The sequence below is a fragment of the Haladaptatus rarus genome (assembly GCF_054177585.1).
Map to the genome: position 1 here is coordinate 53029 of NZ_JBPEHG010000012.1, position 13130 is coordinate 66158.

A 13130-nucleotide genomic window follows, 5' to 3' on the forward strand; every position below is an offset into this window, starting at 1 on the left:
CCACCCGGTTCGATTCGGGCAACCTTTTATAACAGATAACGAACCAACAGCCACCGTGAACCGCAACGACCGAACCATCGTCTCGCTCGCCATGCTCGCGCACGCGATGGTTCATACCTACGAACTCTCCTTTCCCATCTTCCTCACCGTCTGGCTGACGGAGTTCGACACCTCGACGGCGACACTCGGCATCGTCGTCTCCGTCGGCTACGCCCTGTTCGGACTCGGCGCACTGCCGGGCGGTATCCTCTCGGACGCCTACGGCTCACGCCGCCTCATCGTCGCCTGTCTCCTCGGCATGAGCGGGTCGTTTCTCGTTTTATCCGTCGCACCGACTCTCCCATTCGTCGCGCTGGCGCTCGTCCTGTGGGGCGCGGCGGCGAGCGTCTACCACCCCTCCGGTCTCGCACTTCTCAGCAAGGGTGTCAGTGAGCGCGGGAGCGCGTTCGCCTACCACGGGATGGCAGGCAACTTCGGAATCGCCTTCGGGCCACTGGTGACGACCCTCTTGCTCCTCGCGTTCGACTGGCGAACCGTCGTCGCCATCCTCGCCATTCCCGCGCTCGTCGCCGCGATACTCGCGTTTCGCACCAATATCGACGAATCGGCAGCAGTCGAAGGTCGCGCCGACGCACGCTCGGACGCTCGTGCAGACGGCGGCGTCTCGTCCTTCTCGGATTTTCTCGCCGACTCGCGGACGCTCTTCGCGGGGTGGTTCGTCGCCGTCTTCGGCATCGTCATGATGTCGGGGCTGTTCTATCGTGGTGTCCTGACCTTCCTCCCCGATCTGCTCGGTGGACTGGCACTGTTCGACCCCGTCGAAGTCGCGGGCGAATCGCTGAAACCGGCCCGGTATCTCTACGCCGGACTCCTCACCGTCGGGATGGCCGGGCAGTTCGTCGGCGGAAAACTGACCGACAGGGTGGAGAACGCTCGCGCTATCGCGGCGGCGTTCGGCGTCTTGGCGGTCATCGCGCTCGTGTTCGTTCCCGCCGCGAACGCCGGACTCGGCCCCCTGCTCGCCGTCAGTTTCGTCCTCGGATTCTGCCTGTTCGTCGTCCAACCCCTCTATCAGGCGACGGTCGCGGAGTACACGCCAGCCGGGACACGTGGTCTCTCTTACGGCTACACCTATCTCGGGGTGTTCGGCGTCGGGGCGCTCGGGGCGGCCATCGCGGGAGTCGTCCTCGATTTCTTCTCTCCGGCCGTCCTGTTCGCAGTTCTTGCCGGATTCGCTACCGTCGCGTCTCTGCTCGGGGTACTGCTATCGATTCGAGGATCGAGTGCCGACTGAGCTGAAATGCTTGCCGACTTCGTCCATCACCTTCGTCTCTGCGCGTGCGAGATGTTCCCACGCCGTCGTCGAGGCGATACCGACAGCATCCGCGATATCTTCGATGCTCGTATCCTTTTTCGTTCGGTAGTAGCCGAGGTCGATCGCTGTCCCCAGCACCTCACGCTGGCGGTCGGTGAGTTCGTGTAGGACACGCGAGAGCTCCAGTTGCTCCTGTGCGGTCACCTCTCCGAGTTTCACGTTTCGGACGAGGTCGGTCTCGTTTCCCGCTCGTTCGATCGAATCGACGATCTCGTTCAGATCCTCGTCGTCGTCGAGGTACAACGTCCAGCGTTCCCACCCGGCTGTGATGGTCGTCCCGGTACGGTAGTGAACCCCCATGTCGGTCAATCTCTGTGAGATGCTGTCCCACCGGTAGCTGTCGTAGGTGATGGCGACCAACACGCGGCCGACGTCGAGCGGGGTCAGAGGATCGACAGCTAACACGGCGTCGGCTGCTGCGAATTCGTCGAGAAATCCCGCGACTGACGCTTCCGGCCCCGTGATCTCGATGATGCGTTTTCGCTCGGCTGCACTCCCCGTCATCGAGGAGACGGAACGGAGCGTGATCGCGGGGTACTCGGCACTGATGTCGCTCTCGGGTTCGCCGTGATGACGTACTCGGAGCGTCACTTCTCGCATGGCTCTGAATGAGGGAACCGATAGAGTTGAAGCTTCGCTTTCGATAAGTTATGGTTCTTACCATAAAGATATATGATTCTATAAAAATATCGTGCGATTGTTTTCGCATCCGAATATATCCGGTGGTATAGCAAAGTGACCGTGTTACTGTGAACCTATGTACCATGACAACAGGTGGCAAAATTTCGGATGCAGATCTAAGCGGTCCGGTCGTCGACCGGCGGACGACGATTAAACTGCTCGGGGCCGCTGGAATCACCGGGTTGGCCGGTTGTACCGACAGCGGTGACGGAGACGGCGGTGGCGGTGGTGGTACGACCGACGGTGGCGGTGGAACGACCGACGTCCCGTCGTCCAACCAGCGGGGTGGCCGACTGAAAGCCGGGTGGTTCACCGGTAGCATCGACGTTCTCGACCCGCCGTTCATCAGCGTCGGACAGTACTTCCAGGTGGCCGCGAACGTGTTCAACGGACTGGTCACGCTGAAGAAAGACCTCACGATCCGCGGTGATCTTGCAAAAGATTGGCAGGTCGCTGACGGTGGGAAGAAGTTCACGTTCAACCTTCGACAGGGGGTGAAATTTCACAATGGGACGGATTTCACCGCTGACGACGTGAAATACACCATCAACCGGACGATCTCCGAGGAAGCGCCAGCCGCCTCGAAACTGGAGTCGCTCAAACCGGTCGACAACGGTGGCGTCGTCGTGAAAGACGACCACACCGTCGAACTCAACTTCGAGGAACCGATGGCTCCCGCACTCGTCTATCTCACGCGTGGCCCCGGCCGTGCGGCTACCATAGTCAACAAGGAGGCTATCGAGAAGAAGGGTGCGAAGAAGTACAAGGTGACGCCGGTCGGTACCGGGCCGTTCCAGGTCAAACAGCACGAGGTCGGCTCCGGTGTCACGCTCGAAGCGTTCGACGACTACTTCGAGAAGGACAGCGAAGGGAACGCACTCCCCTATCTCGACGGTATCGACATCAAACCGATTCCGGAACCGGCGACGATCGTGAACGCGCTTCGGAGCGGTGATATCGACTTCGCCAACCTCGTCCCGCTCCAGAACGTGAAGAAGATCGAGTCGTCGAACAGCGTCTCGAAACTCGAAGCGCCGGGAATCAACTGGTACGGCTTCGCCATGAACCAGCGCCGAAAGCCGTTCGATTCGAAGAAAGCACGCATGGGGATCGCCAAGTCCATCGACAATCAGGCGTTCGTCGATGCGGCGTACTTCGGCAACGCACTTCCCGACACCGGCCCCATCAACAAGGCGACGAACTGGGTGTGGCGCGACGACAAACCGAAAGACCAGCAACACGACCCCGAACAGGGGAAGAAACTCATCGAGGAGGCCGGTGCCAAGGGTGCGTCGTTCCACATCCTCACGACCAAGAGCAGTCTCCGGGGCGCGAAGGCGATGCGCCAGCAGTTGAACGAGGCGGGGTTCGACGTCAGTATCGAACAGGTCACGAGTTCGACCTACTGGGAACGGTACGAGAAGGGGAACTACGACACCACGATCAGCGGTAGCGTCGGTGACCCCGATCCGGATCAATCGCTGTGGAACTTCTACCGGAAACCCGACGACGGCGGCGTGTGGAACTGGATAAACTACAAGGACGACAAGACGCACAACCTGCTGGCGAAACAGCGCAAGGCGCTCGACAGAAACGAGCGCAAGAAGATACTCCAGCAGTTGGAAGACCACCTCATCAAGGAGGTGCCACACGCCTACCTGATGCACCAGAACGACATCGCCGCGAAACGGTCGAACGTGAAGGGATTCACCCACATCCCCTTCATGCGAAACTTCCACAGCACGTGGGTCGAAGGATAGATGCGTCGGTACGTGGCAAAACGGGTCGCACACGCAGCGTTCGTCATGTGGCTGGTGGCGACCACGGTGTTCTTCGGTCTCCGCCTGATTCCGGGCGGCCCGGTTCGAACCATGCTCGGGCAGGAGGCGACCCCGAAGGCGGTGGCGGCACTCCGCGAGAAGATGGGGCTGAACGAGCCACTGTACGTTCAGTATCTCGACTGGTTGATAGACATGCTCACGCTGAACTTCGGCGACAGCCTCAGCACAGGCCAGTCCGTCTCGACACTCGTCGGACAGGCCGCACCGAAGACACTATCCATCGGTGTCCTCGCCATCGTCGTTGGTCTCGGTATCGCCATCCCGGCAGGTATCGTCAGCGCGACGCGCAAGGGCGAGAGCGTCGATTACGTGGCGACCATCTCCGCCTTTCTCGGCGTCTCGATGCCAGCGTTCTTCGTCGGAATCTTGCTCGCGCTCGTGTTCGGCGTCTGGCTGAATCTACTTCCAGTCTTCGGTTATACGCCCCCGAGTCAGGGGATCCGCCCGTGGCTGGAGAGCATCTTGCTTCCGGGCATCGCGGTCGGACTCCCCTATGCCGCCGTCGTGATGCGGATGATGCGCTCGTCGTTGTTGGAGGTGTTGAACGAACCGTACATGCGGACTGCTCGTGCCAAAGGCGTCAGCAATCGCGTGATGCTCTACAAACACGCGCTCCAGAACGCACTCATTCCGGTCGTCACCGTCGCAGGTATCCAACTCGCGCTGGTGCTCGTCGGGAGCGTCACGGTCGAACTCGTCTTCGGCATCCAGGGTCTCGGTCGCCTGCTGGTCGACTCGATGTTAGACCGAAACTACCCGGTGACGCAGGCGGTCATCCTCATCGTTGCCGCCGTGATGGTGTTCACGAACCTCGCGGTCGACCTCGTGTATACCGTCATCGATCCGCGGATCGGCTACGGAGGTGAACAATGACGGAACACAGCGAACCGGGCGTCGGTTCGAACACGCCCGCCGAACCAGGGTCGACCGACGTTCCGCCCGAATACCAGGAAGAAGAGCAGTACGAAGAACACAAATCGACCCGCCAGCGACTCGTGGAGGGCATACTGCGCGACCGGATGGCGCTGTTCGGAGCTATCGTGGTCGTCCTGTTCGTCCTCACGGCGGTGTTCGCACCGTACGTCGCTCCACACGACCCGGACGCGACGTTCGGGTTCATGAAAGGACCGAACAGCTACTCGGAGGGCAACTACGATCAAGACCCCGGAACCGACCGAGTCTGGCATCCGCTCGGGACAGATTCGTTCGGTCACGATCTCCTCTCCCGGATCATCTACGGAGCACGTGTTTCGCTGCTTGTCGCACTGGCGACGGTCGCCGTCGCCTTCTCGCTCGGCACGTCGATCGGACTGCTCGCTGGCTTCTACGGCGGGTGGGTCGATAGCGTGCTGATGCGATACGTCGATTTCCAGTGGGCGTTCCCCGAACTCATCCTCGGCGTCGGTATCATCGCCATCTCAGGTGGGTTAGGCGTCACGAACGTTGTCATCGCCATTGGCATCGCCTACATCGACGACTTCGCCCGACTCGTCAGGGGCGAAGTGCTGTCGCTCCGGGAGGAGGAGTACGTCATGGCCGCCCGTGCCATCGGGATGACCGACCGACGCATCATGACCCGCGAGATACTCCCGAACGCCGTCGCACCGCTCATCGTGCAGGCCACGCTGATGATTCCGTTGGCCATCCTCGCGGAGGCAGGGCTATCCTTCCTCGGTCTTGGCGTCAAACCGACGACACCGACGTGGGGGCTTCTACTGTCGGATGGTCGGCAGTTCATCGGCGAGGCGTGGTGGATCAGCGTCATGCCGGGCCTCGCCATCATGGTGACGGTGCTCGCCTTCAACATGCTCGGTGACGGTCTCCGCGATATCTTCGACGTGAGCGAAGGGGAGGTCGAGAGCCGATGACCCTGCTCGAAGTCGATGGTCTCCATACGCGATTTCCGACGCCACGGGGGACGGTCGATGCGGTGAACGAAGTGGACTTGCGTATCGAATCCGGCGAGATCGTCGGTCTCGTCGGGGAGTCGGGGTCGGGCAAGAGCGTCCTCGCCGAGAGCGTCATGGGAATCGTCGAAGAACCCGGTGAGATCGCGGCGGGAGACATCCGACTCCACGGTGAATCGCTGCTCGATCTGCCCGAGGAGCGACGACGCGAAATACGGGGCGGCACCATCTCGATGGTGTTCCAAGATCCGATGAACAGCCTCAACCCGACGCTGACCGTCGGCGAACAGATCGCGGAGATGGTTCGGCTCCACCAACCCGTCGGCGAGTCGGTGAGCCTTCCTGCCGAGATGAAGCGCAAGATAATCGGCGTGGCGAAGAACGGTGAGGCGTGGCGCAAAGCGATCGAGATGCTGGAGAACGTCGAGATTCCCGAACCCGAAAGTCGGGCGTCCGACTACCCACACGAGTTCTCGGGCGGGATGCGCCAGCGCGCGATGATCGCGATGGCGCTCGCCGCAGAGCCAGACCTGCTCATCGCCGACGAACCGACGACGGCGCTCGACGTGACGATACAAGCGCAGATTCTGGACGAACTCCGTGACCTGAAAGACGCCTTCGACACCTCCATCTTGCTCATCACGCACGACCTCGCGGTCATCGCGGAAGTCTGTAATCGGGTGAACGTGATGTACGCCGGAGAGATCGTCGAACGGGCGGAGGCGGACGTGCTCTTCCAAAATCCACAACACCCCTACACGCAAGGACTCATCGCCAGCACTCCTCGTCTCGACGCCCCCGCAGACGAACTCCAGCCCATCGAGGGGAACGTCCCCGACCTCATCGACATCCCCTATGCCTGTCACTTCGCGCCCCGGTGTCCCGAAGCCAAGCGGGAGTGTTACGAGATCGACCCCGATCCCCGTCCGGTGGGGCGCGCATCACAGTTCAGCCAGTCACCCAGTGACGAATCGAACGAGGGCCACGTGGCAGCGTGTCTTCGTCGGGGGCCAGAGGAGGAGCGGTTATGAGCATGCAGACGACGAGAACCGACGAACGAAGCGACGAGAATCCGTTACTCGACGTGTGCGGCCTGAAAAAGCACTTCGACCAGTCGGGTGGTGTCATCGACAGGCTCGTCGGCGACACGACCAGCGTTCGTGCTGTCGATGGCGTCGATATCAGCGTCAGAGAGGGCGAGACGCTCGCGATCGTCGGCGAGTCTGGGTGTGGCAAGAGCACGCTCGGACGGACGATACTCAACCTTCACGACCCGACCGCGGGGTCGGTTCGCTATCGCGGTGAGGACATCACCGGGTTGTCGGCGAAGGAGATGCGTCCCTACCGACGGAACATGCAGATGATCTTCCAAGACCCGTTGGCGTCACTGAACCCACGCCAGACGGTCGGCGAGATCGTCACCGCACCGATGGAGGTTCACGACATCGGTGCCGACAGCGAGGAACGACTGGAGCGAGCGAAAGACCTCCTCCGGCGTGTCGGATTGAAACCGGGACACGTCGAACGATACCCCCACCAGTTCTCCGGTGGTCAGCAACAGCGCGTCGGCATCGCCCGCGCGCTGGCGCTCAAACCCGAACTCGTCATCGCCGACGAACCGGTCTCGGCACTCGACGTCTCCGTGCAGGCCCAGATACTCAATCTGCTTGACGAATTGCAGGACGAGTTCGGACTCTCGTTGGTGTTCATCGCGCACAATCTGAGCGTCGTGCGCCACGTCGCCGACCGCGTCGCAGTGATGTACCTCGGACAGATCGTCGAGACGGCCCCGGTCGAACGACTGTTCGCCGACCCACAACATCCGTACACGAGATCGCTCCTCTCGGCGGTTCCCCGTATCGATTCGGGTGACAGGGACGAACGCATCATCCTCCGAGAGACGGTGCCGTCGCCGATGAACCCGCCATCCGGCTGTCGATTCCACACTCGGTGTCCCGTCGTGATCCCCCCCGACGACTGGGCTGGCACCGAGGACGGATTTCGGGACGCCTTCACGTTCCGGAACCACGTGCTCTCGGGCGAACTCGATCCCGACGCTGCGCGGAATCGTCTCCAGGCAGAAGGTCGCGGAACCGACGATGCGACGGTCGCGTCGTATCTGGTCGAACAGTTGCTCCCGCGGAACCCGAGCGACCTTCCGCCGAGAGCGACCGACGCCATCCGCGAGGCCGCAGAGGCGCTCGCTGTCGAGAACCGTGACGAAGCTGAAGAAATAGTGTCCGGGGCGTTCCCGTCACCCTGTGAGCGGGAGACGCCCCCGGACGTGGAAGCGGAAGACGGTCACGTCGCCGCGTGTCATCGAGTCGAACCGAGAGATTCAGATTAGCTGACTTCGCCATCAGACTAAATAGATTTATTGTCTTTGACCAATTCTGTCAGAATAATGGTTAGTCGGAAGAGGCTCATTGAGAACATCAAGGGGTTTTTTTGATTTCTGGAATCGGGTTGGGGTTATATGTATATTTACCATTAGTGGAATTCTACTGGTCTTCAAGGGCATCACTACGAACACTATTCTCGCCATTCTGACAGCAGTGTATGTTCTGCCATCATTCAACCAAATGCGAGAAGCGAGGAAAACATCCCAACTATATCTGAGCTCATTTGTTCGACGTGATTTTGAATACGATGAGGAACGTGGCTTCGAGGTTCCCGCACTTCGTAATTTCGGTAATGAACCAGCTCTATCTCTAAGGGTATTGGCGGTAGTTGAGTCCGTTGATTACGTTGATGTGGTTTTGAAAAATGAAGAGTCAGATAACCCGCTTAACCTTCCAGCAGGCGAATCATTTCCTCTGATGAACGATAAACTTGAGAAGTATATACACAAAGAGGGGAAGAAGGTAGTAGAAGATGATGCCGAACTCTGTCTATACTACACGTATGAAACAATTTCTGGAGAACAGATTCCACTCAGAGATTCTAATCCAACAGAGAAATCGTTAGACGAGATTCAGAGAAATCACGACAACCCTCGATCATTCGAGTTTGGTACACTCCGAAAGCGGTGCTTAGTGAATAGCGCCAGCAAATAGCACCAAAAAACCGTGTATTTATTATTTATCCATAATACGTTTCTCAGTCGAAGATTCGTTCTTTCGATCCTTCGCTGAATCCGTCACTCGCTTCCTTCGCCGTCTCGTAGACCCGCCGGAGTTCGGCGATCGGTTCGTCGTGTGCATCGACCCGGAGGTCGTGAAAGGCGGTCGTCTGCGGTGCTTTCACCCGCACCACTGCCGACGTGTGGCCGCGTTTGTCGCCACCTGCCTCCTTTCCTGCGCCGAGGGTCTCGATGAGTCGCGAGACGATCTCGCCCTCGCTTTCGGTGAACGTCTCGACAAGTGCTTCGAGCGTCCCCTCGCCGACGAGCATATTTCCGGCGACCGTGATACCCTGTTCTTCGTGAACTTGATGGCCGAACCAATCGTCACAGTCGTCCCCGGAGAAGGCGTAGGCGTTCCCGCGCACGTCGAGTCCGTGTACCTGACGGAGATTGCTGTAGTCGTCCTGCGCGAGCAGTCCTTCGAGTGCGTCGTCGATGGCGAGGTCTGGGAGGAGCGCGACACCGCGTCTGCCGAGACGGACGTTGACGAAACTCTGTGTACTGATGACGCCATCGTGGGTCACGCAGGGTGCGAGTGCGCCGACCGCCGGGGCGTCGGTGGCGACGGCGACACCGAAGGTGGTTCCTTCGTCCGACTTCTCTCGGACGCAGATAGAGAACGTCATGGCTTCTGAATTTCACCGCGGACCGATAAGCCCACCACCGAAACTATTTGGGGGGTATTATAGAACGACGTCCGAGTATGGCAACGTATGACGAAACCAGACCTCGATAGATTTTCTTCACGTCGTTCGACCGTCTACGCACCGAACGGCATCGTCGCCACGAGTCAGCCGCTCGCGGCACGGGCAGGTGTCTCGATACTCGAAGCGGGTGGCAACGCATTCGACGCCGCCGTCGCCACCGCTGCCGCGCTCAACGTCGTCGAACCGACGAGCACCGGACTCGGTGGCGACGTATTCGCGCTCTATCGAACCGCAGCTGGGGAGGTCGGCGCGATGCGAAGTTGCGGCGGTGCGCCGAGCGAGGCGACGATCGAGAACGTTCGATCGTCGGTCGAGAATCGGGACGACCCCTCGGACTGGTATCCGGCGAACCGAGGTTACGCGGTCGATGATGGAGACGACGCTGCCGACCTCGGGATGCCGTTCCTCGGCCCTCACGCCGTCACCGTCCCCGGAACTGCGAGGGGGTGGGAGGCCACGGTACAGCAGTTGGGTCACCTGTCGCTCGGCGACGTACTCCAACCCGCCATCGAGTACGCGATAGATGGCTACCCCGTATCGGAGGTCATCGCGTCCCACTGGACTGGTGCGGAGCGTCTCTTCCAGAGCGACCACGCGCGGGCGGCCTTCCTGAAAGACGGTCGGGCACCGGGTGTGGGCGAGACGATGACGCTCCCCCGGTTGGGAGAGAGTATGCAGATGATCGCGGAAGCGGGAGCAGACGTGGTGTACGAGGGGGAGATCGCCGAAGAGATCGCCGGAGAAGTCCAGTCACAGGGGGGCTTCCTGACGGTGGACGACCTCGCCGATTTCGAACCCGAGTTCATCGATCCGGTCTCGACGACCTACGGCGAAGTGGACGTTTTCGAACTTCCGCCGAACAATCAGGGACTCATCGCGCTGGAGGCCCTCAACATCGCCGACGAAATCGGTGCAGGCGACCATCCGATAGACTCCCCGGAGCGTATCCACTACTTTGCAGAGGCGATGAAACTCGCTTTCCACGACGGACATCGGTACATCACCGACCCGGAGTTCGAGGAGATTCCACCGCTCGCGTCCGACACGTGGGCGCGCAAGCGGGCGACCGAGGTCGGCGAGCAGGCGAACCACGACGTGAGTTTCGGCGTCCCCGACGCGAACGCGGAAGACGCAGATACCGTTCTGCTCTGTGTCGCCGACGACGAGGGCAACGTCGTCTCGTACATCAACTCCCGGTTCGCCGGATTCGGGTCGGGGCTGGTCGCTGGTGACACGGGTATCGCGCTCCAGAACCGTGGGGCGTCGTTCTCGCTCGACCCCGACCATCCGAACCATCTCGAACCCGGCAAGCGTCCGTTCCACACACTGATTCCCGCACTCGCGCGGTTCGACGCGGACGACTGGGCCGCCTTCGGCGTGATGGGCGGATACATGCAGCCACAGGGCCACGTGCAGGTCATCTCGAACGTCGTCGATTACGACATGCCCTTGCAGGCGGCACTCGACGAGCCGCGATGGCGCTACCGGGAGGATGGAACCCTCGGGGTGGAAGGGCGGATGGACGGCAACCTCTCGACGAAACTCGCGCGAAAAGGGCACGACGTGCGCGTGCTCCCGCCGACCCTCTTCGGGGGTGCACAGATGGTCAGAAACGATGGTGGTGTTCTCTCGGGTGCCACCGAACCACGAAAAGACGGAACAGCTACCGGCTACTGATCACTCTGGGTCTTCTCCGTCCTCCTCATTTTCACCTTTCTACTCTTCCTCGTCTTCTTCGTCTTCTCCCGAGTTCTCGTCTTCGTTTTCGGAGCTACTTCCAGTATCGCTGATCTCGATCTCCATCGGTCCCTCGTCGGTGCTGAGATCTTCGAGTTCTTTCCGTAGATTCGGATCGCCGCGACTCTTGCCGAGAAGGAAGCCAGCGATGAACGAGAGTCCCATCAGTAAGAGCGTCCGGAGTCCCGACCTTCCACCGTCGTTCGACGCTTCGCGTTCCGCACCCTCGCGTTCCGCGGCTGTCGTGTCGTCGGACATACTGGTTCTTTTGCGGGAGAGGGACTTTTCCGTTGTGGTCGGTCGATGCGTGGTGTCTGTCGCTCCGGACGAACTCATTGCCGAACTACGTACCGAGTACTGCTGGAAATCCCTTTCTGCGTCGGACTGTTCGAAAAAACCGCGTTCGGGCCGGGGGGACCCCCGAACCTCCCCGAGACTCGTTTAGACTTCCGCGTCGGCTTCGACCGCCGAGTCGCTTTCAGTCTCGCTGGCCGAGGAGTCGGACTCCTGCATCTCGCGGAGTTCGGTCTCGACTTCCTGACGCCCTTTCTTGAACTCGCCCATCGCCTCGCCCGTCGAACGTGCGAGTTTGGGGATCTTGTTAGCACCGAAGAGAAGGACTGCGATGAGCAAGATCACCGCGAGTTCCATCCCACCGGGAACCGGCCCGAACAGTGGAATCGTTTCAACTACCATCTGTGATGAACAATCGTAAGTAGTTATTTATAGGCTTTTTGCTCCGTGGTGGATGTTGACATACGCACCCGATACAACGAATGTGAGATCGAACTCGTTCCGGAAGTCGCAGTCAGAGATAGCACGTCCGACGAGAACCAGCCAGAACTCACCTATCAGTACGATATTCCTCGATCCGGTCGATATAGTGTTCCGTGAACGCTGGAACGTCCTCCCGATCGTTGATCTCGTCGTAGGAGAGCCAGTGAACCGCAGCCACTTCATCAGGAGCACGGGGATACGCCTCTCCGCTTTCGTACTCGCATAGGGTGAGGATGTTGAGACATCGGGTACCATCGTCTGCCTCGAACGTCGTACTGAGAACGTACTCGACGTTACCGACCTCGACTCCCACCTCTTCGCGGAGTTCTCTGGCAACCGTGTTTTCGATCACGGCTTCGTCGCCGGGTTCTCCCTCGACCTTTCCGCCGGGGAATCCCAGAAGACCAGCAGCGTGTTCTTCGTCTGCGCCACGTTCGATAAGCAGATACTCGTCGTCTCGGACGACGACACCATCGATGTTCACAACGTAACCGGACGCTTCCATCGTCTAGTCGATCGGACGATCTGCTGATAATTCTTCCGTACAGCTACTGCGCCGCGAGTTCCCGAAAAATTTACTTCGAAGTCGAACCTGTTACGTTCCGCTTTCGTTCACGAACTCGACCATCGCTTCCGTCCCCTGGAACCCCTCGGCCATCCGCCCGACCAGTTCGCCGTCCTCGAACAGCAGGAGGGTCGGGACGCTTCGAATGTCGTACTCCTCCACGAGCGAGACGTCGTCACCGGGGTTGACCATCACGACCGTTGCGTCGGTCACCCGGGCGACGTTCCCGATGACAGGCTCGATCGCCTGACACTTCGGACAGCCCTTCGTGTAGCAATCGACCAGTACGAGGTCGTGGTCGTCGATGACGCGAGCGAGTTCGTCTCCATCGCTGACTCGGAGTGGTTTCGCCGGTTCGTCGTTCACGCTTCGGGGTAGGAACCCGTCGTACTTACGTGCCAGCCTCGCATGTTTCG

At 60.2% G+C, this 13130-nt stretch carries 14 protein-coding genes; 8 read left to right on the forward strand and 6 right to left on the reverse strand.

What is annotated here, in order from left to right; translation table 11 throughout:
• The first annotated feature begins 55 nt into the window (after positions 1 to 55).
• Positions 56 to 1294, forward strand: coding sequence for an MFS transporter (locus ACR3FE_RS20490; protein WP_458209437.1), 1239 nt, complete (start codon positions 56 to 58; stop codon positions 1292 to 1294).
• Here ACR3FE_RS20490 and ACR3FE_RS20495 read toward each other — a convergent pair.
• Positions 1265 to 1975 (reverse strand): helix-turn-helix domain-containing protein, encoded by a 711-nt coding sequence (locus ACR3FE_RS20495; protein WP_458209438.1) that lies wholly within the window; start codon positions 1973 to 1975, stop codon positions 1265 to 1267. The two genes, ACR3FE_RS20490 and ACR3FE_RS20495, sit on opposite strands and share 30 nt — an antisense overlap.
• A gap of 164 nt (positions 1976 to 2139) precedes the next feature.
• Here ACR3FE_RS20495 and ACR3FE_RS20500 point away from each other — a divergent pair, with 164 nt between their 5' ends.
• The 6 genes from ACR3FE_RS20500 (at position 2140) to ACR3FE_RS20525 (ending at position 8860) form a co-directional block, all read left to right on the forward strand.
• Complete coding sequence (locus ACR3FE_RS20500; protein ID WP_458209439.1) at positions 2140 to 3816, forward strand: ABC transporter substrate-binding protein; 1677 nt, start codon at positions 2140 to 2142, stop codon at positions 3814 to 3816.
• The gene (locus ACR3FE_RS20505) at positions 3817 to 4770 is read left to right on the forward strand and encodes an ABC transporter permease (RefSeq protein ID WP_458209440.1); all 954 of its coding nucleotides are present in this window, start codon (positions 3817 to 3819) and stop codon (positions 4768 to 4770) included.
• Positions 4767 to 5765, forward strand: coding sequence for an ABC transporter permease (locus tag ACR3FE_RS20510; protein WP_458209441.1), 999 nt, complete (start codon positions 4767 to 4769; stop codon positions 5763 to 5765). Before ACR3FE_RS20505 ends, ACR3FE_RS20510 begins: the two co-directional genes overlap by 4 nt.
• Positions 5762 to 6835 (forward strand): ABC transporter ATP-binding protein, encoded by a 1074-nt coding sequence (locus ACR3FE_RS20515; protein WP_458209442.1) that lies wholly within the window; start codon positions 5762 to 5764, stop codon positions 6833 to 6835. The genes ACR3FE_RS20510 and ACR3FE_RS20515 overlap by 4 nt, the downstream gene beginning before the upstream one ends.
• Complete coding sequence (locus ACR3FE_RS20520; RefSeq protein WP_458209444.1) at positions 6832 to 8151, forward strand: ABC transporter ATP-binding protein; 1320 nt, start codon at positions 6832 to 6834, stop codon at positions 8149 to 8151. The genes ACR3FE_RS20515 and ACR3FE_RS20520 overlap by 4 nt, the downstream gene beginning before the upstream one ends.
• A 79-nt stretch (positions 8152 to 8230) precedes the next feature.
• Positions 8231 to 8860, forward strand: coding sequence for a hypothetical protein (locus tag ACR3FE_RS20525; RefSeq protein ID WP_458209445.1), 630 nt, complete (start codon positions 8231 to 8233; stop codon positions 8858 to 8860).
• Positions 8861 to 8903: 43 nt separating this feature from the next.
• Here ACR3FE_RS20525 and ACR3FE_RS20530 read toward each other — a convergent pair whose 3' ends face one another.
• On the reverse strand, positions 8904 to 9554 hold the full coding sequence (locus ACR3FE_RS20530; RefSeq protein ID WP_458209446.1) for a DUF1028 domain-containing protein: 651 nt from the start codon (positions 9552 to 9554) through the stop codon (positions 8904 to 8906).
• 87 nt (positions 9555 to 9641) lie between these two features.
• Here ACR3FE_RS20530 and ACR3FE_RS20535 point away from each other — a divergent pair, with 87 nt between their 5' ends.
• A complete protein-coding gene (locus tag ACR3FE_RS20535; protein ID WP_458209447.1) occupies positions 9642 to 11312 on the forward strand; it encodes a gamma-glutamyltransferase family protein in 1671 nt (556 codons plus the stop codon).
• Positions 11313 to 11351: 39 nt separating this feature from the next.
• On the opposite strand, the gene ACR3FE_RS20540 is transcribed toward ACR3FE_RS20535, so the two are convergent.
• The 4 genes from ACR3FE_RS20540 to ACR3FE_RS20555 all read right to left on the reverse strand — a co-directional run bounded on the left by ACR3FE_RS20540 (position 11352) and on the right by ACR3FE_RS20555 (position 13080).
• Positions 11352 to 11630: a hypothetical protein gene (locus ACR3FE_RS20540; RefSeq protein WP_458209449.1), complete on the reverse strand. Its 279-nt coding sequence runs from the start codon at positions 11628 to 11630 to the stop codon at positions 11352 to 11354.
• A 183-nt stretch (positions 11631 to 11813) separates the two neighbouring features.
• The gene (locus ACR3FE_RS20545; protein WP_458209450.1) at positions 11814 to 12068 is read right to left on the reverse strand and encodes a Sec-independent protein translocase subunit TatA/TatB; all 255 of its coding nucleotides are present in this window, start codon (positions 12066 to 12068) and stop codon (positions 11814 to 11816) included.
• 148 nt (positions 12069 to 12216) lie between these two features.
• Positions 12217 to 12654 carry an NUDIX domain-containing protein gene (locus ACR3FE_RS20550; protein ID WP_458209452.1) on the reverse strand — a complete coding sequence of 146 codons (438 nt, stop codon included), beginning with the start codon at positions 12652 to 12654 and terminating at the stop codon, positions 12217 to 12219.
• A 90-nt stretch (positions 12655 to 12744) separates the two neighbouring features.
• Positions 12745 to 13080 (reverse strand): thioredoxin family protein, encoded by a 336-nt coding sequence (locus ACR3FE_RS20555; RefSeq protein WP_458209453.1) that lies wholly within the window; start codon positions 13078 to 13080, stop codon positions 12745 to 12747.
• Positions 13081 to 13130: the final 50 nt, after the last annotated feature.